Genomic DNA, 17,915 nt, shown 5'->3' on the forward strand with positions numbered 1-17,915 from the left:
ACTTCCTCCTCGCCCGTCCGACACCGAAGCGCAGGAGCCTAGTCCGCGGCCGACCCGGCACACCACGCATTTTCCGGGCGCAACGCGCGCCGTTCGCCGGGAACGGAACGCTTGGTGCGACAGTCTTCAACAGGGGGCGCAGAAGGCGTACGAGGGCGTACGGGAACGTACGACGCGAAACAGGAGTCCGTGCACGACATGAGCGACGAGCCGCAGCCGCAGCAGCCGACCGAGGGCGGGAAGAAGGCCAAGCGGCCCAAGCGCACCGGCTGGCGCCGGATCATCCCGACCTGGCGCATGGTGCTGGGCACCTCCGTCCTCGGCGTACTGCTGCTGGCCGGCCTGTTCTTCGTCGGCTACTCCATGGTCAAGATCCCGCCGGCCAACGCGCTCGCCACCAAGCAGAGCAACGTCTACCTCTACGCCGACGGCACCGAGATCGCCCGCGACGGCGCGATCAACCGGGAGAACATCGACCTCGCCCAGGTCTCCAAGGACGCCCAGCACGCCGTACTCGCCGCCGAGGACCGGGACTTCTACACCGAGTCCGCGATCGACCCCCAGGCGATGATCCGCGCCGGCTGGAACACCGCCACCGGCAAGGGCAAGCAGTCCGGCTCCACCATCACCCAGCAGTACGTCAAGAACTACTACCTCGCGCAGGAACAGACCGTCACGCGCAAGGTGAAGGAGTTCTTCATCTCCATCAAGCTCGACCGCACCCAGAGCAAGAACCAGATCCTCGAGGGCTACCTCAACACCAGCTACTTCGGCCGCAACGCCTACGGCATCCAAGCCGCCGCCCGCGCCTACTACGACGTCGACGCCGCCGACCTCGACCCGGCCAAGGGCGCCTACCTCGCCGCACTGCTCAACGCGCCCAGCGAGTACGACGTCATCGCCCACCCCGAGAACAAGGCCGCCGCCCAAGCGCGCTGGAACTACACCCTCGACGGCATGGTCACCAAGGGCTGGATCAGCCGGTCCGACCGCGCCGGCCTGAAGTTCCCCACGCCGAAGGAGGACAGCGCCGCAGCCACCGGCATGTCCGGGCAGCGCGGGTACATCGTCGACGCGATCAAGGAATCCCTGAAGGACGACAAGATCGTCACCTCGGACGAGCTCGAGTCCGGCGGCTACCGCGTCACCACCACCCTGCAGAAGAGCAAGCAGGACGCCTTCGTCGACGCCGTCAACGACAAACTCATGTCCAAGCTGGACAAGAAGAACCGCAAGGTCGACACCTACGTCCGCGCGGGCGGCGCCGCCGTCGACCCCAGGACCGGCAAGGTCGTCGCCATGTACGGCGGCATCGACTACGTCAAGCAGTACACGAACAACGCCACCCGCGGTGACTTCCAGGTCGGCTCCACCTTCAAGCCGTTCGTGTTCACCTCCGCCGTCCAGAACGACTCGGTCACCCAGGACGGCCGCGCCATCACCCCCAACACCTACTACGACGGCACCAACGAACGCCCCGTCCAGGGCTGGAGCGGCAGCACCTACGCCCCCGAGAACGAGGACAACCACTCCTACGGCAACATCACCGTGCGCACCGCCACCGACAAGTCCGTCAACGCGGTGTACGCGCAGATGGCCGTCGACGTCGGCCCCCAGAAGGTCGAGGAGACCGCGGTGGACCTGGGCATCCCCGCCACCACCAAGGACCTGAACCCCTACCCCTCCATCGCGCTCGGCACGGCCACCGCCAGCGTCCTCGACATGGCGAAGGCGTACGCGACGCTCGCCAACCACGGCAAGATCGCCACGTACACGATGATCGACAAGGTCACCAAGGACGGCCAGGACGTCATGGACCTGTCCAAGGCCAAGGCCAAGGCCCGCCAGGCCGTCAGCCGCGAGGCCGCCGACACCACCACCTCCGTCCTCCGCAGCGTCGTCCAGAACGGCACCGCGACCGCCGCCCAGGCCGCGGGCCGTCCGGCGGCCGGCAAGACCGGCACCGCGGAGAACGACACGGCGGCCTGGTTCGCCGGCTACACACCCGAACTCGCCACCGTCGTCTCCGTCATGGGCCAGGACCCCGTCACCGCCGCCCACAAACCGCTGTACGGCGCGATGGGCCTCCAGCGCATCAACGGCGGCGGCGCGCCCACCGAGATCTGGTCGCAGTTCACCAGGACCGCCCTCAAGAACAAGCCGGTGACCGACTTCGACCTCCAGCTCCAGGCCGGCGCCGACCTGCCCCAGGCCCCCAGCACCGATCCCTCCCGGAGCCAGTCGGCCACCACGGGCGAGGACAACGGCGGCACCACGTCCGACGGCGGCACGCCCACGGACGGCGGCACCCCGACCAGCGGCGGTACGCCCACCACGGACGGCGGCACCACCGACGGCACCACCACGGACGGCGGCACGACCACGGACGGCACGACCGACGGCGGCACGACGACCGGGGACACCGGCGGAGAAACGACCGACGGCGGCACGACCGACGCCGGAACGACCACCGGCAGCACCACGGGAAGCACCTCCAGCGGCGGCACGACAACCGGCACGATCGCCGGAACAGGCACCCTCAGCACCCACTGGGACTGACGAGGCGGCGGCGGCGCGACGGGGTGGCGGGGCGGCCGGCCGGTCAGTGACCGGAGGTCGCCTTCAACCCCACCACGGCGACCAGCAGCAGCCCCACGAAGAAGACCCGGGCGGCGGTCGCCGGCTCCCCCAGCACCACCATGCCGACCACCGCCGCACCGGCCGCCCCGATACCCACCCACACACCGTAGGCAGTACCGATGGGCAGCGACTTCGCGGCGTACGACAGCAGCACCATGCTGGCGACGATGCCGGAACCGGTGAGAAGACTGGGAACCAGGCGGGTGAAACCGTCGGTGTACTTCATACCGACCGACCAGCCGACCTCGAGCAGACCGGCGACGACGAGCAGAACCCAGGCCATGACGAGCACCTCCGAGACGTACGGAACTCTTTCGGGTGCGTCGTCTTTTCCAGATACCGCTGTCCTGCGTCCCGGTACGGCGCGTCTCGTCGGGCTCCTTCCCAACGTAGCAAGGGAACGGGAAAAGGGCTGGTGACGATGGTCACCAGCCCTCTCGAACCGCAGATTCAGAGATATTCAGAAGTAGTCAGAGGTACAACCCGGTCGAGTCCTCCGACCCCTCGAACCGGTCCGCCGCCACGGCGTGCAGGTCGCGCTCACGCATGAGCACGTAGGGCACACCCCGCACCTCGACCTCGGCACGGTCCTCCGGGTCGTACAGGACCCGGTCACCCGGCTCCACGGTCCGTACGTTCTGACCCACCGCGACAACCTCGGCCCACGCCAGTCGGCGGCCGACGGCGGCCGTGGCGGGAATCAGGATGCCGCCACCGGAACGCCGCTCACCCTCGGCGGTGTCCTGCCGCACGAGTACGCGATCGTGCAGCATCCGGATGGGCAGCTTGTCGTGATGGGGGCTGTGCTCGTGTCTGTTGGCGCTCACACCTCTGAACCTACCTGCCTGAAGCGAAAACGTACGCGGGTGGGTCGCCCGCCCCTCAGCCCTTGCGGCGCTTCGTCCCGAGGGCCAGCAAGCCCACCAGCCCGACGGCGACGAGCGCGACGGGCACGATCCGCTCGATCCGCGGCGCCCCCTCCTCGTCGACGAACTGCGCCTTCACATCACTCACGACCCGATTGACACCGACGTACGCGCGCCCGAGTGAGTGATCGATGTTGGATACGACCTTGGCCTTGGCATCACCGACGATGGTCTTCGGGTGCACCCGCACACCGATCTCGTCGAGAGTCTCGGCCAGCGTCTCGCGACGGCGCTTGATGTCCGCCTCGATCTGCGCCGGGGTTCTGGTGTCCGACGTGTCCGCCACCGTACGGCCTCCGAAGTCTGCTGATGCGTTGTTCCGGACAGTCTGTCAGCTTCACACCGCGCCGCACTGTCAGGACCCCCGGTTACGCTAGACCGATGAGCGAGCGACTCCAGCCCGGGGACACCGCCCCCGCCTTCACGCTGCCCGACGCCGACGGCAACGAGGTGTCACTGGCCGACCACAAGGGCCGCAAGGTGATCGTCTACTTCTACCCGGCGGCCCTGACCCCCGGCTGCACCAAGCAGGCGTGCGACTTCACGGACAACCTGGACCTGCTGGCCGGCGCCGGCTACGACGTCATCGGCATCTCGCCGGACGCGCCCGAGAAGCTGGCGAAGTTCCGCGAGAAGGAGTCCCTGAAGGTCAAGCTCCTGGCGGACCCCGACAAGAAGATCCTCGACGCCTACGGCGCCTTCGGCGAGAAGAAGAACTACGGCAAGACGTACATGGGCGTCATCCGCTCCACGGTGATCGTCGACGAGGACGGCAAGGTCGAGCGCGCGCTGTACAACGTCCGGGCGACGGGCCACGTGGCGAAGATCATCAAGGACCTGGCTATCTGAGAACAGCTCCAGCTTCCTGCCGAGCAAACGGCTCGCACCGGGGTGACCCGATGCGAGCCGTTTCGCGTTTCGACCGTGACTGTCCGATAGGCGGTTCGTTACTCCGTACGGGCCACGAACGGGTGGCCGGTACAGGAGGGGCGACGGACGTGCAGAACACACCGGAACCGGCAACGAGCGCCACCCACATTCGCAGCACACGACGGTCAGACCCATACGGCAGGGAACAGCTCGCACCGGTCGTCGCCGAGGCCCGCAACTGGAATGATCTGATGCGGCGGCTCGGTCTCAGGGCAAGCGGAGGGCGACGGCGTGTACTGCAGGAGAAAGTAGCCGAGCACGGACTCGACACAAGCCACTTCGTGAAACGCAGCCCATGGCGCAAGTACCCGGACTCCGCCATTGCCGAAGCCGCCGCCTCATCGTCCTCACTGCGCGACGTAGCGCTGAAGCTGGGCGCCACTCCAGCCACCGGCACTTTGTCGCACATTCGCCGCCGCATTCACGCGGCGGGCATCGACATCAGTCATTTCCCGGGCATCGACCGGCCGGACCTGGATCTGCCCTTCACCCCTGAAGAACTCACGGCAGCTGTCGCAACGGCGACCAGCGTGCGCGGGGTGGCCCGCGCCCTGGGGGTACCGGACGACAGTCGCTCGCGCGCAACTCTGAGCCGCATGCTGCGCGCCCAGTGCATCGACACGGGTCATTTCTCCCACCAGCGCGTATCAATCCCCGAGAACAGGCTCCGCGACCTTGTACTGCACTCCACGAGCTACGCCGACGTGATGCGTGGTCTCGGCCTGGACGTAAACGACACCAACCACCGGCGCGTCCGACGCGCGGCAACTCGGCTCGGCCTGGACACGAGCCACTTCAAGCGCCGGTCGTGGGCGCGCCCGGAGCGCCCCGCCCCCGAGTCCATCTCTCGCCGGGTACTGGTTGTTCTGCCTCCCGAGGCGGGACGCACCAACAGATCTCAGCTGCACCGGGCCCTGGCTGAGATCGGGGTGCCGTACGCGTGCGAGACCTGCGACAACACAGGCGAGTGGCTGGGGCGGACAATCACCCTGCAGATCGACCACATCAACGGGGACTGGCGCGACAATCGCCGGGAGAATCTGCGGTATCTCTGCCCCAACTGCCATGCACCGACAGAGACGTGGTGCCGCCAGAAGACGAGGGCACCCCTCGCCGCGTAACTTGCTCTACCCGTACACTGAACGCTGTCGGTCGAGCGTGATGACCGTTTTTGAGCGGCCGTGATGGAATTGGTCAGACATGTTGCGTTTAGGGCGCAATGGGCGAAAGCCCGTGTGGGTTCGAGTCCCACCGGCCGTACGTATACCGAGGGGCGCCCAACCCGGGCGGCCCCTCGGCTGCGTCTCAGCCCAACAGCTCCCGCACCACCGGCACCAACTCCCGAAACGCCTTCCCCCGATGGCTGATCGCGTTCTTCTCGTCCGCGCTCAGCTCCGCGCACGTGCGTGTCTCGCCCTCCGGCTGGAGGATCGGGTCGTAGCCGAAGCCGTTCGTGCCGGACGGGGTGTGGCGTAGTACGCCCCGCAGCTGGCCCTCGACCACGCGTTCCGTGCCGTCCGGGAGGGCGAGGGCGGCGGCGCAGGTGAAGTGGGCGCCGCGGTGTTCGTCGGCGATGTCGGAGAGCTGGGCGAGGAGGAGGTCCAGGTTGGCCTGGTCGTCGCCGTGGCGGCCTGCCCAGCGGGCGGAGAAGATGCCGGGGGCGCCGTTGAGGACGTCGACGCAGAGGCCGGAGTCGTCGGCGACTGCCGGGAGGCCTGTGGCCTGGGCGAGGGCGTGGGCTTTGAGGAGGGCGTTCTCGGCGAAGGTGACGCCGGTTTCCTTGACGTCGGGGATGTCGGGGTAGGCGTCCGCGCCGACGAGGTCGTGGGGCAGGCCTGCGTCGGCGAGGATGGACCTCAGTTCGGTGATCTTTCCGGCGTTGCGGGTGGCGAGGATCAGGCGGGTCATACGCACCAGTATCCCGGGCCCGTCCGGTCGCTCTTACGGTGTGCAGACCTTCGTCAGTTCGCCGGCCGCGTCGGTGACGGGGCTGAGGTCGGGGGTCTTGTCGCCGTTGTCGACGGCGGTGCGGACGTTGTCCACGGCCTTGCGGAGGTCGTCGACCGCCTTGTTGACGTCGGCGTTGTCGGTCTTGTCGCCGATCTTGTCGAGGTTGTTGTCGATGGACGCGAGGGACTCGTCGGTCTGCGTGGGGTCGTTCGCGGCGTTCTCCACGGCCTGCTGGAGGTCGGTGACGCTGTCGGCGATGGTGTCGGCGGTCTGGACGCAGTCGAGGGCCTTGTTGACGGCGTCGCAGCCGGTCGTGAGGCCCGCGGTGAGTGCGACGGCCGCCACGGCGGCGGCGATGGCGGTACGGCGGCCTCGGCGTCGTCGGCTCGCGCCCATGACTGGTTCCCTCCCCTTGGCAGGCCCCGAGGGCCCCCGTTGCGATGCCGGGCGCACGGTGGTGTGCGGTGCGCCCGAACATCCGTATTCGTAGGGACGCGGGGGCCGGGGGTGTGGTTGCCCGCCCCTGTCGGCCCGCTTGGTGTCCCTTTTACTTTTCGAGGACCGTATCAAGTGCCGTGCGCTGCGCGACCGCCAGTTCTGCGCAGCCGGAGACGGCCAGGTCGAGGAGGGAGTTGAGTTCGTCGCGGGCGAAGGGTTCGGCCTCGGCGGTGCCTTGGACCTCGACGAAGCGGCCGTCGCCGGTGCAGACGACGTTCATGTCGGTTTCGGCGCGGACGTCTTCTTCGTAGCAGAGGTCCAGGAGGGGTACGCCGCCGACGATGCCGACGGAGACGGCGGAGACGGTGCCGGTGAGGGGCTGGCGGCCGGCCTTGACGAGTTTCCTGCCCTGGGCCCAGGTGATGGCGTCGGCGAGGGCGACGTACGCGCCGGTGATGGCGGCGGTGCGGGTGCCGCCGTCGGCCTGGAGGACGTCGCAGTCGAGGACGATCGTGTTCTCGCCGAGCGCTTTGAAGTCGATGACCGCGCGCAGGGAGCGGCCGATGAGGCGGCTGATCTCGTGGGTGCGGCCGCCGATCTTGCCGCGGACGGATTCGCGGTCGCCGCGGGTGTTGGTGGCGCGGGGCAGCATGGAGTACTCCGCGGTGACCCAGCCCTCGCCGCTGCCCTTGCGCCAGCGGGGGACGCCTTCGGTGACGGAGGCGGTGCAGAAGACCTTCGTGTCGCCGAAGGAGACGAGGACGGAGCCCTCGGCGTGCTTGCTCCAGCCGCGTTCGATGGTGACGGGGCGGAGCTGTTCGGGGGTGCGGCCGTCGATTCGAGACATGGCGCTGAGCCTAGCCGCACATACGGAGGGGCCCCTCCCGCGGTGGGTAGGGGCCCCTCCGGATGAGGCGGCGTGCCTCGCGTCAGGTGTTCACATCATGTCTTCGATCTCGGCGGCGATGGGGTCGGCGTCGGTGCCGATGACGACCTGGATGGCGGTGCCCATCTTGACGACGCCGTGGGCGCCGGCGGCCTTGAGGGCGGCGTCGTCGACCAGGCTGGCGTCGGCGACCTCGGTGCGGAGCCGGGTGATGCAGCCTTCGACCTCTTCGATGTTGTCGATGCCGCCGAGCCCGGCAACGATCTTCTCAGCCTTGGTGGCCATGTTCCTTCTCCCTGATCCGAACCGCTTTGTCGCAGTAACCCACAGTTGGCCCATCTTTGCGAGCGGTCGTGTCGTGGGTGCCGAATGATGGCGTTCACGACAGCGGAACCGTCCGCCAACTGGTCTACACCACCTGCCGGACGGTCGCCAAACCCGGCCCCCGCGGGAGGAGTCCGATGAGCGCCGACGCCACGGTCGGTCCCGCGCGTCAGCGCTGGAACACCTTGTTCCAGGGACTGCAGAAGATGGGGCGCAGTCTTCAGCTTCCCATCGCGGTCCTGCCTGCGGCGGGCATTCTGAACCGGCTCGGGCAGCCGGACGTGTTCGGGGACGACGGGCTGGGCTGGACCGACGTCTCCAAGGTGATGGTGGGCGCGGGCAGCGCGCTGCTCGACGGCTCTCTCGGGCTTCCGCTGCTGTTCTGTGTGGGCGTGGCCATCGGTATGGCGAAGAAGTCGGACGGCTCCACGGCGCTGGCAGCGGTGGCGGGGTTCCTCGTCTACTACAACGTGCTGCACCAGTTCCCCGAGCAGTGCCCGGGGGGTTCGAAGGCGATCCCGCAGGTGGGCTGCCAGATCAGCGTCGGCGCCGGCGTCGGCGCGGTGACGCCCTACACCTTCCAGAACCCCGGGGTCTTCGGCGGGATCGTGATGGGCCTGCTGACGGCCTTCTTCTGGGCCCGCTTCCACCGCACCCGCCTGGTGGACTGGCTGGGTTTCTTCAACGGCCGTCGGCTGGTGCCGATCATCATGGCGTTCGTGGCGATCGTGTTCGCGGCGCTGTGTCTGTGGATCTGGCCGCCGATCGGTGACGCGCTGGAGAGTTTCAGTGACTGGCTGAGCGATCTGGGCGCCTGGGGGGCGGGCGTCTTCGGGGTCGCGAACCGGGCGTTGCTGGTGATCGGCCTGCACCAGTTCCTCAACGTGCCCATCTGGTTCCAGTTCGGCAGCTTCACCAAGCCCGACGGCACTGTGGTGCACGGTGACATCAACATGTTCCTTGCGGGTGATCCGAACGCGGGCCAGTTCACCTCGGGTTTCTTCCCGATCATGATGTTCGCGCTGCCGGCGGCGGCGCTGGCGATCACGCACTGCGCGAAGCCGAGCCGGCGCAAGGAGGTGGGGGGCCTGATGCTGTCGGTGGCGCTGACGTCGTTCGTCACCGGCATCACCGAGCCGCTCGAGTACTCGTTCCTCTTCGTCGCGCCGCTGCTGTACGTGTTCCACGCGCTGCTGACGGGTGCGTCGATGGCGGTGACGTGGGGGCTGGGGGTGCACGACGGGTTCAGTTTCTCGGCGGGTCTGATCGACTACGTCATCAACTGGAACCTGGCGACGAAACCGTGGGCGATCGTCCCGATCGGGCTGTGCTTCGCCGCGGTGTACTACGTCGTCTTCCGGTTCGCGATCACGAGGTTCGATCTGAAGACGCCGGGGCGGGAGGCGGAGGACGAGGTCGAGGACGTCACGAAGGCGTGATCCGCCTTGCCCGCCTTGCCCGCCTCCCCCGGGGGTCTTTGTCGTTGCCTTGGGTAGCGCCCTGGTAGCGGAATCGCGGGTTCCTTATGCGGCCTTCATCGTGCTACAACAGGTCTACACCACTGAGTGGTGTAGACCAGGCCCCCCGATGGAGGAAGTCTATGAGCACCGCCACCGCAACGGCGGCCCCCGCAAAAAAGCGGGGATCCGGCCTGTTCCAGGGCCTGCAGAAGGTCGGCCGCAGCCTGCAGCTGCCCATCGCCGTGCTGCCGGCGGCGGGACTTCTCCTGCGACTGGGGCAGGCGGACGTCCAGGAGAAGCTGCATCTCCCCGCGGACGTCGCGAAGGTGTTCGCCGGAGCCGGCGGCGCTCTGCTGGACAGCTCGTTCGGACTTCCCCTGCTGTTCTGTATCGGCGTGGCCATCGGCTTCGCCAAGAAGGCCGACGGTTCGACGGCCTTGGCCGCCGTGGTCGGCTTCCTCACCTACTACGCGGTGATCCACCAGTTCCCGATCGAGGACGGCCACGACGGCGCCACATACACGGCGACCGGCCTCTTCGGCGGTTTCTGGCAGAAGGGTAACGAGGCCGCGCAGACGGCGACCTTCCAGAACCCGGGTGTGCTCGGCGGCATCATCCTCGGTCTGCTGACGGCCGTGCTGTGGCAGCGCTACCACCGCAAGCGGCTCGTCGACTGGCTCGGCTTCTTCAACGGCCGCCGGCTCGTACCGATCATCACGGCCGTTGTCGGCACCTCCCTCGGTGTCCTGGTCGTCCTGGGCTGGCAGCCCATCGGTGACGTCATCACCGACTTCGGCGAGTGGATGACCGGTCTGGGGTCCTTCGGCGCGGCCCTGTTCGGTCTGATCAACCGCGGCCTGATCCCGATCGGCATGCACCAGTTCGTGAACTCCGTGGCCTGGTTCCAGATCGGCGACTTCACCAACTCCGCCGGTACCGTCTTCCACGGCGACCTGCCGCGCTTCTTCGCGGGCGACCCGCACGCGGGCATGTTCATGACCGGCTTCTTCCCGATCATGATGTTCGGTCTGCCTGCCGCTGCCCTGGCCATCGCGCACTCCGCCCGCCCCGAGCGCCGCAAGGCCGTGCTGGGCATGATGATGTCGCTGGCCCTGACCTCGTTCGTCACCGGTGTGACCGAGCCGATCGAGTTCTCGTTCATGTTCATCGCGCCGGTGCTGTATGCGATCCACGCGGTCCTCACCGCGGTGTCGATGGCAGTGACATGGGCGCTGGGCATCCACATGGGCTTCAGCTTCTCGGCCGGCCTCACCGACGTCCTCATCAACTGGGGCATCTCCACCAAGCCCTGGCTGATGATCCCCGTCGGCCTGGTCTTCGCCGCGATCTACTACATCGTCTTCCGCTTCGCGATCACCAAGTTCAACCTGGCGACCCCGGGCCGCGAGCCCGAGGAGGAGATCGAGGACCTCACGAAGGCGTGAGTCGGATCTGAACGGCCAGAAGGCCCCCGGAGCTCTTGAAGCTCCGGGGGCCTTCGTCGCGCCGTAGAACCTAGATCTCGTACGACACCCTCGGCGCCGCCAGCTCCACCGGCCCGTCGTACACCGCACGCGCGTCCGCCAGGTTGATCCGGGGGTCCGTCCACGGCGGGATGTGGGTCAGGACGAGGCGGCGGGCGCCCGCGCGGGCCGCCGCCTCGCCCGCCTCGCGGCCGTTGAGGTGCAGGTCGGGGATGCTCTCCTTGCCGTGCGTGAAGGCGGCCTCGCACAGGAACAGGTCGGTGTCCCGGGCGAGTCCCGCCAGCACCGGGGTGACGCCCGTGTCGCCGGAGTACGTCAGCGACCTGCCGCCGTGCTCGATGCGGATGGCGTACGCCTCCACCGGGTGGGCCACGCGTTCGGTGTGGACGGTGAAGGGGCCGATCTCGAAGGTGGACGGCTTGACCGTGTGGAAATCGAAGACCTCGCTCATGGACGAGGCGGTGGGGGTGTCGGCGTAGGCCGTGGTCAGACGGTGTTCGGTGCCCTCGGGTCCGTAGACCGGGAGCGGGTCGCAGCGGCCGCCGTCGTGGCGGTAGTAGCGTGCGACGAAGTAGGCGCACATGTCGATGCAGTGGTCGGCGTGCAGATGACTGAGGAAAATCGCGTCGAGGTCGTAAAGACCGCAGTGGCGCTGCAGCTCGCCGAGGGCACCGTTGCCCATGTCGAGAAGCAGCCGGAAGCCGTCGGCCTCGACGAGGTAGCTCGAGCAGGCCGATTCCACGGACGGGAACGACCCCGAGCAGCCGACGACGGTGAGCTTCATAAAGCAGAAACCTCCGCTGGCGGGAACGCTGGGAAACAAGGAAACGGGGGTCGTGCGGTCCGTCGAGCGTAAGGCGCGAAACCTCGGGTCGCTCCTCCGCCAGGGGCCGTTGTGGGCGAACTCACCTGTGCTGTCACCGGTTCGGCTGGAAGCGCGGCGCATAGGGCGTGAGGAAAGGCGCGCGGTGGGGAATGTGCGCCGGTAACGTCGTCCGTATGGACACCTCGTGGTGGCTGGCGCTCGCGGCGGTGGTGCTGCTCGCGCTGGTCGCCATGCTCGTCGACGGCTGGGGCAGGAGCGGTCGGCCGGCCGGGCGCAGGACCCGGCCGCCCGGGCGGCCCGAGGGGCGCGGCGGTGCGGGGCGGCCGCAGCCGGCGGAGATCTGGTGGGCGAGCGTGCCGTACGAGGACGGGCCCGGTGGCAAGGACCGGCCGTGCCTGGTGCTGTCGGTGCGCGGGCGGCGGGCGACGGTCGCGAAGATCACCAGCCGGTACCACGACGAGCGGGCCGGGGTGATCCCGCTGCCGCCGGGGGCGGTCGGGGACGCCCATGGGCGGGCGAGTTTCCTGGAGACGGACGAGCTGCGGCAGGTGCCGCTGGTCGACTTCCGGCGACGGGTGGGTGTGGTGGACCCGGCCCTGTGGGACCAGGTCCGGCACCTGGCCGGCTGACAGCTGGCGGGCCGGCGCCTCAACGCACCCGCACGGTGACCGTCCACTCCTGGATGCCCATGCAGGAGACGCGGCCGGGGCTGGTGCTCTCGGGGCAGAGCGGGCGGGACGAGGTGAGCTTCGCGGTTCCGGTGGCGACCGCGTCGTAGGCGGCGGTGGCGTCGCCCGGCAGGACGACGATGCCCGCGTTGGTGGCCCGCAGCACGCTGCCCGTCGCGGTGACCGGCCTCCAGGGGCGTTCCCTGGTGCCGTCGAGGGTGAGCCGGACCTGGCCGCCCTTCGTGACGCAGACGGTGTGGCCGTCGTCGGCGGCGCTGAGCTGGACGTTGGTCGCGCAGGCAGCCGTGGGGGGCGGTGACACCGTCCCGCCGCGGGCGCCGTCGTCCCCGCTGTGAGTGCCGCAGCTCACGAGGAGGAGTGCCGTCGCGGTGACGGCGGTGACCGTCGTACGGCGCATGGGGTGACCGCCTTTCCGCCGGGACCGGATCCGGACGCGGATGTGACGTTCCGTCTCCGCGTTCGGATCCAGTCGGCGTCCGGATTCAGGCCGGATTCAGGCCGGAGCCAGGCCGAACCCGAGCAGAGCCCAGGCCGAACCCGAGCAGAGCCCCGGCCGGACCCGAGCAGAGCCCCGGCAGGGCCCTGCCGGGGCTATGCCCAGAGCTGGCCCTGGAGCGTCTCGATGGCCTCCTCCGTGGTGGCCGCCGTGTAGACGCCGGTGGAGAGGTACTTCCAGCCACCGTCGGCCACGACGAAGGCGATGTCGGCGCTCTCGCCCGCCTTGACCGCCTTGTTGCCGACACCGATCGCGGCGTGCAGGGCGGCGCCGGTGGAGACGCCCGCGAAGATGCCCTCCTGCTGGAGCAGCTCGCGGGTGCGGGTCACCGCGTCCGCCGAGCCGACCGAGAAGCGGGAGGTCAGGACGGAGGCGTCGTAGAGCTCCGGGACGAAGCCCTCGTCGAGGTTGCGCAGGCCGTAGACCAGGTCGTCGTAGCGCGGTTCGGCGGCGACGATCTTCACGTCGGGCTTGTGCTCGCGAAGGAAGCGGCCGACTCCCATCAGCGTGCCCGTGGTGCCGAGGCCGGCCACGAAATGGGTGATGGAGGGGAGGTCGGCGAGGATCTCCGGGCCGGTGGTGGCGTAGTGGGCGCCGGCGTTGTCGGGGTTGCCGTACTGGTAGAGCATCACCCAGTCCGGATGCTCGGCGGCCAGTTCCTTGGCGACGCGTACGGCGGTGTTGGAGCCGCCCGCGGCCGGGGACGAGATGATCCGCGCGCCCCACATGCCGAGCAGGTCCCGGCGCTCCTGTGAGGTGTTCTCGGGCATCACGCACACCATGTGGTAGCCCTTGAGCTTGGCGGCCATGGCGAGGGAGATGCCGGTGTTGCCGGAGGTGGGCTCGAGGATCGTGCAGCCGGGGGTGAGACGGCCGTCCTTCTCCGCCTGCTCGATCATGTGCAGGGCCGGGCGGTCCTTGACCGAGCCGGTCGGGTTGCGGTCCTCCAGCTTGGCCCAGATACGGACCTCGGGGGACGGCGAGAGCCGCGGCAGGCGCACCAGAGGGGTGTTGCCCACCGCGGCCAGCGGGGAGTCGTAACGCATTGCGACCAGGGACCGATCAGGCCATGCCGCCGGCCACGGCCGGCAGGATCGTCACGTTGTCGCCGTCGGACAGCTTGGTGTTGATGCCGTCCAGGAAGCGGACGTCCTCGTCGTTCAGGTAGACGTTGACGAAGCGGCGCAGCTCGCCGCCGTCCACGATGCGGGCCTGGATGCCCGCGTGCCGGGTGTCGAGGTCGGCGAACAGCTCGGCGAGGGTGTCCCCGGTGGCCTCTACGGCCTTCGCGCCTTCGGTGTAGGTGCGGAGGATGGTGGGGATGCGGACCTCGATGGCCATGGCTCAGGGCTCCTGTCGGGAGTGGTCAGGTCGGGGGGCGCGCGGCGGCGCGGTGCGTGGCGTTACGCGGGTGAGGCGCCGCGGGCTCACGGCCGTACGGCGGCAGGGGCCGGCGTCAACAGATGGCGCTGGCGAGCCTGCACAGGTCGACGTGCAGCCGCGCGACGAGCAGCGTGCCCGGCGTCCTGTCGCTCACGTCGTTGAAAACCATGGGGTCATCGTATCGATTCCCGGTCCGGGCCCCGGAGTGTGATCCCACACTGCGGACGGTTTTCAACCAAGGGGTGAGATCAGTACGACTCGACCACCTTGACCTCCTCCTCCGTCACCTCGCCCTCGACGATGCGGAAGGAGCGGAACTGGAAGTCGCCGGCGCCGTCGGTGTCCGCGGTGGAGACGAGGACGTAGTGGGCGCCGGGCTCGTTGGCGTAGGAGATGTCGGTGCGGGAGGGGTAGGCCTCGGTCGCGGTGTGGGAGTGGTAGATGATCACCGGCTCCTCGTCGCGGTCGTCCATCTCGCGGTAGAGCTTGAGCAGGTCCTGTGAGTCGAACTCGTAGAACGTGGGTGAGCGGGCCGCGTTCAGCATGGGGATGAAGCGCTCGGGGCGGCCTTCGCCCACCGGGCCCGCGACCACGCCGCACGCCTCGTCGGGGTGGTCCTGGCGCGCGTGGTCGACGATCTGGTCGTACAGGGCCTGGGTGATGGTCAGCATGCTGGTCAGGATAAGCAGACGGGCTCTCCCATACCGAGGGGTGGTACGGGAGAGCCCATATGCCGGACGCCCTGAGCGGCTGCCGCGGGGGGTGCCACGAGTACTCCCCGCGGCCGGACGTCCTCGGTGAGGTCAGCCGACCTTCTCCAGGGCCGCTTCGCGGCGCTCGGCGACCTGGGGGTTGCGGGACTTCAGGACCGCCCAGCCGATGGCCAGGGCGGCGGCCCAGCCCGCCATCACGTAGAGGCAGATGCGGGAGTCGGCGTCGTACGCGATGAGGCCGGTGACGAAGAGCAGGAAGGCGATGGCGATGTAGGAGCACACCGCGCCGCCCGGCGCGGGGAAGGAGGAGGCGGGCAGGCGGCCCGCGACGACCGCGCGGCGGTAGAGGACGTGGCTGATCAGGATCATCAGCCAGGTCCAGATGCCGGCCGCGGTGGCGACGGAGGTGACGTAGCCGAAGGCCTTCTCCGGGACGATGTAGTTCAGGACCACGCCGATGCCCATGAAGAGCATGGAGACGGTGATGCCGATCGCCGGGGTCTTGGTCGAGGAGAGCTTGTTGAAGACCTTCGGGGCCTCGCCGTTGTCCGCGAGGGTGCGCAGCATGCGGCCGGTGGAGTACATGCCGGAGTTGCAGGAGGACAGGGCGGCCGTCAGCACGACGAAGTTGACGATGCCCGCGCCGGCCGGGATGCCGATCTTGGCGAAGGCCTCGACGAAGGGGCTGACGCCGGGCGCGAACTCGGTCCACTTCACCACGCAGAGGATGACGGTGAGGGCGCCGACGTAGAACAGGGCGATGCGCCAGGGCAGGGTGTTGATCGCCTTGGGGAGGGTCTTCTCCGGGTCCTCGGACTCGCCGGCGGTGACGCCGACCAGTTCGACCGCGAGGTAGGCGAACATGACGCCCTGCAGGGTCATCAGGGACGAGCCGATGCCCTTGGGGAAGAAGCCGTCGAACTGCCAGAGGTTGGCGACCGACGCGGTGTCACCGGCGGAGCTGAAGCCGAAGGTGAGGACGCCCAGGCCGATCACGATCATGCCGATGAGGGCGGTGACCTTGACCATCGAGAACCAGAACTCCAGCTCGCCGAAGAGCTTCACGGAGATCAGGTTGACCCCGAAGAGGATCACCAGGAAGACCAGTGCCGTCACCCATTGAGGGATGGACGGGAACCAGAAGTTGACGTAGATCGCGGCGGCGGTGAGTTCCGCCATGCCGGTGACGACCCACATCAGCCAGTACGTCCAGCCGGTGAAGTAGCCGAAGAACGGGCCGAGGAACTCGCGGGAGTACTCCGCGAAGGAGCCCGAGACGGGGCGGTAGAGCAGCAGTTCGCCGAGGGCCCGCATGATGAAGAAGATGATCACGCCGGCGAGGGCGTACATGAGGATGAGACTGGGGCCGGCCTTGGCGATGTTCGCTCCGGCGCCCAGGAAGAGGCCGACGCCGACGGCTCCGCCGATCGCGATCATCTGGACCTGGCGGCTGCCGAGCCCGCGCTCGTACCCCTCTTCCGGGGTGTTGTCCTTGTCGACCTGCACAGAGGTCATGTGTGGTGCGCCTTTCTCCATACCGAACCGGGCCTTGCGTCGGCCTCGGATCGGGTCTCGATCCCCCCGGATTGCTGGAGCTGTGCCTGGCCGGCGATCCGCCGGCTCGGTGGCGCACCCGACGGAACATGGGTGGTGTTCGCCGGGCGGTCGTGAAGATTTATCACGACCGCAATATTGATCGCCTGGGCGGTGAGTGGCGCATCACACAAGAAGAAGCGGCCAAAGGGTGCACAAAGTGGACACAGTCGGCCGCTGCGGTGATGGGATCGTTATCCGGACTTGAGCGTCCTTTGAGCGAACACCTTGCCGGACGGATCAGGGCATAAGTGTTGAAACAAGCGTCTCTTGGAGCCCGCCCAGCCACAGATACGCCATGACCATCGGCTTGCGCGGGTCCTCGTCCGGGAGGCGGTAGAGGAGGTCGGTGTCGTCCTCGTCGGTGATCTCGAGGCGGGATCCGATCGCCAGGCGCAGGTCGTTGAGGGCCCTCAGCCATTGGAGGGACTCCTCGGGCGACAGCTTGAGCACCCCGCCGCCGTCTCCGGCGGCGGAGGTCAGCGCGTCCAGGGTGCGGATCACCGCGAGGGCGTTGTCGCGCTTGCCGGCCCGCAGGTCGTTCTCGGTGTAGCGGCGGAATTCGGCGGAGTGGGCCTGCTGCTCCTCGGCCTCCTTCGTCCCCGCGGTTCCCTCCGGGTCGCTGTAGGCGTCCGGGAAGAGCCTCCTGAGGACCGGGTCGGCGGGCGGCTCGCTCGGGCCCTCGGCGAACAGCTCGGCGAGCGGGTCGGCCGGGGCGTCCGCGGCGGGGCCGGGACCGATCAGCTCCAGGAGCTGCACGGTCAGCGACCGGATGATGGAGATCTCGACATCGTCGAGCGCGACGGCCGCGCCGCCGCCGGGAAGCGGTTCGAAGTGTCCGGGCATGAAGGCGATTCGCTACTTCCGGTCCTGCTGGAGGGTGGCCCACAGACCGTAGCCGTGCATGGCCTGCACGTCGCGTTCCATCTCCTCGCGACTGCCGCTGGAGACGACCGCCCGGCCCTTGTGGTGGACGTCGAGCATGAGCTTGGTGGCCTTGTCCTTGGTGTAGCCGAAGTACGACTGGAAGACGTACGTCACATAGCTCATCAGGTTGACCGGGTCGTTGTGGACGATCGTGACCCAGGGGACGTCGGGCTCGGGTACGGCGAAGACCTCCTCCGCCGACTCGGTGCGTTCGATCTCCAGGGGTGCGGGTGACGTCACAGAGCCCATG

General features: G+C 68.5%; 22 protein-coding genes and 1 tRNA gene. 7 read left to right on the plus strand and 16 right to left on the minus strand.

From position 1 onward, the window contains the following. Nucleotides 1-198 precede the first annotated feature (198 nt). On the plus strand, nt 199-2,559 hold the full coding sequence (locus ACFY16_RS02890) for a transglycosylase domain-containing protein (RefSeq protein WP_390645286.1): 2,361 nt from the start codon (nt 199-201) through the stop codon (nt 2,557-2,559). A gap of 43 nt (nt 2,560-2,602) precedes the next feature. Here ACFY16_RS02890 and sugE read toward each other — a convergent pair whose 3' ends face one another. The 3 genes from sugE to ACFY16_RS02905 all read right to left on the minus strand — a co-directional run bounded on the left by sugE (nt 2,603) and on the right by ACFY16_RS02905 (nt 3,852). Then, nucleotides 2,603-2,923 (minus strand): quaternary ammonium compound efflux SMR transporter SugE, encoded by a 321-nt coding sequence (gene sugE, locus ACFY16_RS02895; protein WP_390645287.1) that lies wholly within the window; start codon nt 2,921-2,923, stop codon nt 2,603-2,605. Between the two features lie 187 nt (nt 2,924-3,110). Next, on the minus strand, nt 3,111-3,467 hold the full coding sequence (locus ACFY16_RS02900) for a co-chaperone GroES (protein ID WP_351139693.1): 357 nt from the start codon (nt 3,465-3,467) through the stop codon (nt 3,111-3,113). Between the two features lie 55 nt (nt 3,468-3,522). Further along, nucleotides 3,523-3,852 carry a DUF3618 domain-containing protein gene (locus ACFY16_RS02905; RefSeq protein ID WP_390645288.1) on the minus strand — a complete coding sequence of 110 codons (330 nt, stop codon included), beginning with the start codon at nt 3,850-3,852 and terminating at the stop codon, nt 3,523-3,525. A 95-nt stretch (nt 3,853-3,947) separates the two neighbouring features. Here ACFY16_RS02905 and bcp point away from each other — a divergent pair, with 95 nt between their 5' ends. The 3 genes from bcp to ACFY16_RS02920 all read left to right on the plus strand — a co-directional run bounded on the left by bcp (nt 3,948) and on the right by ACFY16_RS02920 (nt 5,756). After that, nucleotides 3,948-4,415 (plus strand): thioredoxin-dependent thiol peroxidase, encoded by a 468-nt coding sequence (bcp, locus tag ACFY16_RS02910; protein WP_390645289.1) that lies wholly within the window; start codon nt 3,948-3,950, stop codon nt 4,413-4,415. Nucleotides 4,416-4,564: 149 nt separating this feature from the next. Continuing rightward, nucleotides 4,565-5,617 (plus strand): HNH endonuclease signature motif containing protein, encoded by a 1,053-nt coding sequence (locus tag ACFY16_RS02915; RefSeq protein WP_390645290.1) that lies wholly within the window; start codon nt 4,565-4,567, stop codon nt 5,615-5,617. Nucleotides 5,618-5,671: 54 nt separating this feature from the next. Then, nucleotides 5,672-5,756 (plus strand) — tRNA-Leu (locus ACFY16_RS02920). A 45-nt stretch (nt 5,757-5,801) separates the two neighbouring features. On the opposite strand, the gene rdgB is transcribed toward ACFY16_RS02920, so the two are convergent. From rdgB to ACFY16_RS02940, 4 genes are all read right to left on the minus strand, one after another. After that, nucleotides 5,802-6,404 carry an RdgB/HAM1 family non-canonical purine NTP pyrophosphatase gene (rdgB, locus tag ACFY16_RS02925; protein WP_390645291.1) on the minus strand — a complete coding sequence of 201 codons (603 nt, stop codon included), beginning with the start codon at nt 6,402-6,404 and terminating at the stop codon, nt 5,802-5,804. A 33-nt stretch (nt 6,405-6,437) separates the two neighbouring features. After that, nucleotides 6,438-6,842, minus strand: a complete 405-nt coding sequence (locus ACFY16_RS02930) for a hypothetical protein (RefSeq protein ID WP_390645292.1) — start codon at nt 6,840-6,842, stop codon at nt 6,438-6,440. A 151-nt stretch (nt 6,843-6,993) separates the two neighbouring features. Continuing rightward, nucleotides 6,994-7,731 carry a ribonuclease PH gene (gene rph / locus ACFY16_RS02935; protein ID WP_390645293.1) on the minus strand — a complete coding sequence of 246 codons (738 nt, stop codon included), beginning with the start codon at nt 7,729-7,731 and terminating at the stop codon, nt 6,994-6,996. Between the two features lie 90 nt (nt 7,732-7,821). After that, nucleotides 7,822-8,055 carry a glucose PTS transporter subunit EIIB gene (locus ACFY16_RS02940; RefSeq protein WP_043228148.1) on the minus strand — a complete coding sequence of 78 codons (234 nt, stop codon included), beginning with the start codon at nt 8,053-8,055 and terminating at the stop codon, nt 7,822-7,824. A gap of 176 nt (nt 8,056-8,231) precedes the next feature. Here ACFY16_RS02940 and ACFY16_RS02945 point away from each other — a divergent pair, with 176 nt between their 5' ends. Continuing rightward, nucleotides 8,232-9,533: a PTS transporter subunit EIIC gene (locus ACFY16_RS02945; protein ID WP_390645294.1), complete on the plus strand. Its 1,302-nt coding sequence runs from the start codon at nt 8,232-8,234 to the stop codon at nt 9,531-9,533. Nucleotides 9,534-9,694: 161 nt separating this feature from the next. Further along, nucleotides 9,695-10,999: a PTS transporter subunit EIIC gene (locus ACFY16_RS02950; protein ID WP_390645295.1), complete on the plus strand. Its 1,305-nt coding sequence runs from the start codon at nt 9,695-9,697 to the stop codon at nt 10,997-10,999. A 70-nt stretch (nt 11,000-11,069) separates the two neighbouring features. Here the strand turns inward: ACFY16_RS02950 and ACFY16_RS02955 are convergent, their stop codons facing one another. Beyond that, a complete protein-coding gene (locus tag ACFY16_RS02955) occupies nt 11,070-11,822 on the minus strand; it encodes an MBL fold metallo-hydrolase (protein WP_390645296.1) in 753 nt (250 codons plus the stop codon). Between the two features lie 215 nt (nt 11,823-12,037). Here ACFY16_RS02955 and ACFY16_RS02960 point away from each other — a divergent pair, with 215 nt between their 5' ends. Further along, entirely contained in the window at nt 12,038-12,493 is a 456-nt protein-coding gene (locus ACFY16_RS02960) for a type II toxin-antitoxin system PemK/MazF family toxin (protein ID WP_390645297.1), read from the plus strand. A 19-nt stretch (nt 12,494-12,512) separates the two neighbouring features. On the opposite strand, the gene ACFY16_RS02965 is transcribed toward ACFY16_RS02960, so the two are convergent. The 8 genes from ACFY16_RS02965 to clpS all read right to left on the minus strand — a co-directional run bounded on the left by ACFY16_RS02965 (nt 12,513) and on the right by clpS (nt 17,914). After that, complete coding sequence (locus ACFY16_RS02965; protein WP_390645298.1) at nt 12,513-12,950, minus strand: hypothetical protein; 438 nt, start codon at nt 12,948-12,950, stop codon at nt 12,513-12,515. A gap of 194 nt (nt 12,951-13,144) precedes the next feature. Further along, a complete protein-coding gene (locus ACFY16_RS02970) occupies nt 13,145-14,095 on the minus strand; it encodes a PLP-dependent cysteine synthase family protein (RefSeq protein WP_390645299.1) in 951 nt (316 codons plus the stop codon). A gap of 16 nt (nt 14,096-14,111) precedes the next feature. Continuing rightward, a complete protein-coding gene (locus tag ACFY16_RS02975) occupies nt 14,112-14,390 on the minus strand; it encodes a MoaD/ThiS family protein (protein WP_390645300.1) in 279 nt (92 codons plus the stop codon). Nucleotides 14,391-14,505: 115 nt separating this feature from the next. Next, complete coding sequence (locus ACFY16_RS02980) at nt 14,506-14,601, minus strand: putative leader peptide (protein WP_385062288.1); 96 nt, start codon at nt 14,599-14,601, stop codon at nt 14,506-14,508. 79 nt (nt 14,602-14,680) lie between these two features. Further along, nucleotides 14,681-15,103 (minus strand): Mov34/MPN/PAD-1 family protein, encoded by a 423-nt coding sequence (locus ACFY16_RS02985; RefSeq protein WP_390645301.1) that lies wholly within the window; start codon nt 15,101-15,103, stop codon nt 14,681-14,683. Between the two features lie 132 nt (nt 15,104-15,235). Next, on the minus strand, nt 15,236-16,660 hold the full coding sequence (locus ACFY16_RS02990) for an amino acid permease (RefSeq protein WP_390645302.1): 1,425 nt from the start codon (nt 16,658-16,660) through the stop codon (nt 15,236-15,238). Nucleotides 16,661-16,978: 318 nt separating this feature from the next. Further along, on the minus strand, nt 16,979-17,584 hold the full coding sequence (locus tag ACFY16_RS02995) for a DUF2017 domain-containing protein (RefSeq protein ID WP_390645303.1): 606 nt from the start codon (nt 17,582-17,584) through the stop codon (nt 16,979-16,981). Between the two features lie 12 nt (nt 17,585-17,596). Next, a complete protein-coding gene (gene clpS / locus ACFY16_RS03000) occupies nt 17,597-17,914 on the minus strand; it encodes an ATP-dependent Clp protease adapter ClpS (protein ID WP_152892859.1) in 318 nt (105 codons plus the stop codon). Nucleotide 17,915 lies beyond the last annotated feature (1 nt).

The organism is Streptomyces sp. NPDC001315 (assembly GCF_042896175.1).
GTDB lineage: Bacteria > Actinomycetota > Actinomycetes > Streptomycetales > Streptomycetaceae > Streptomyces.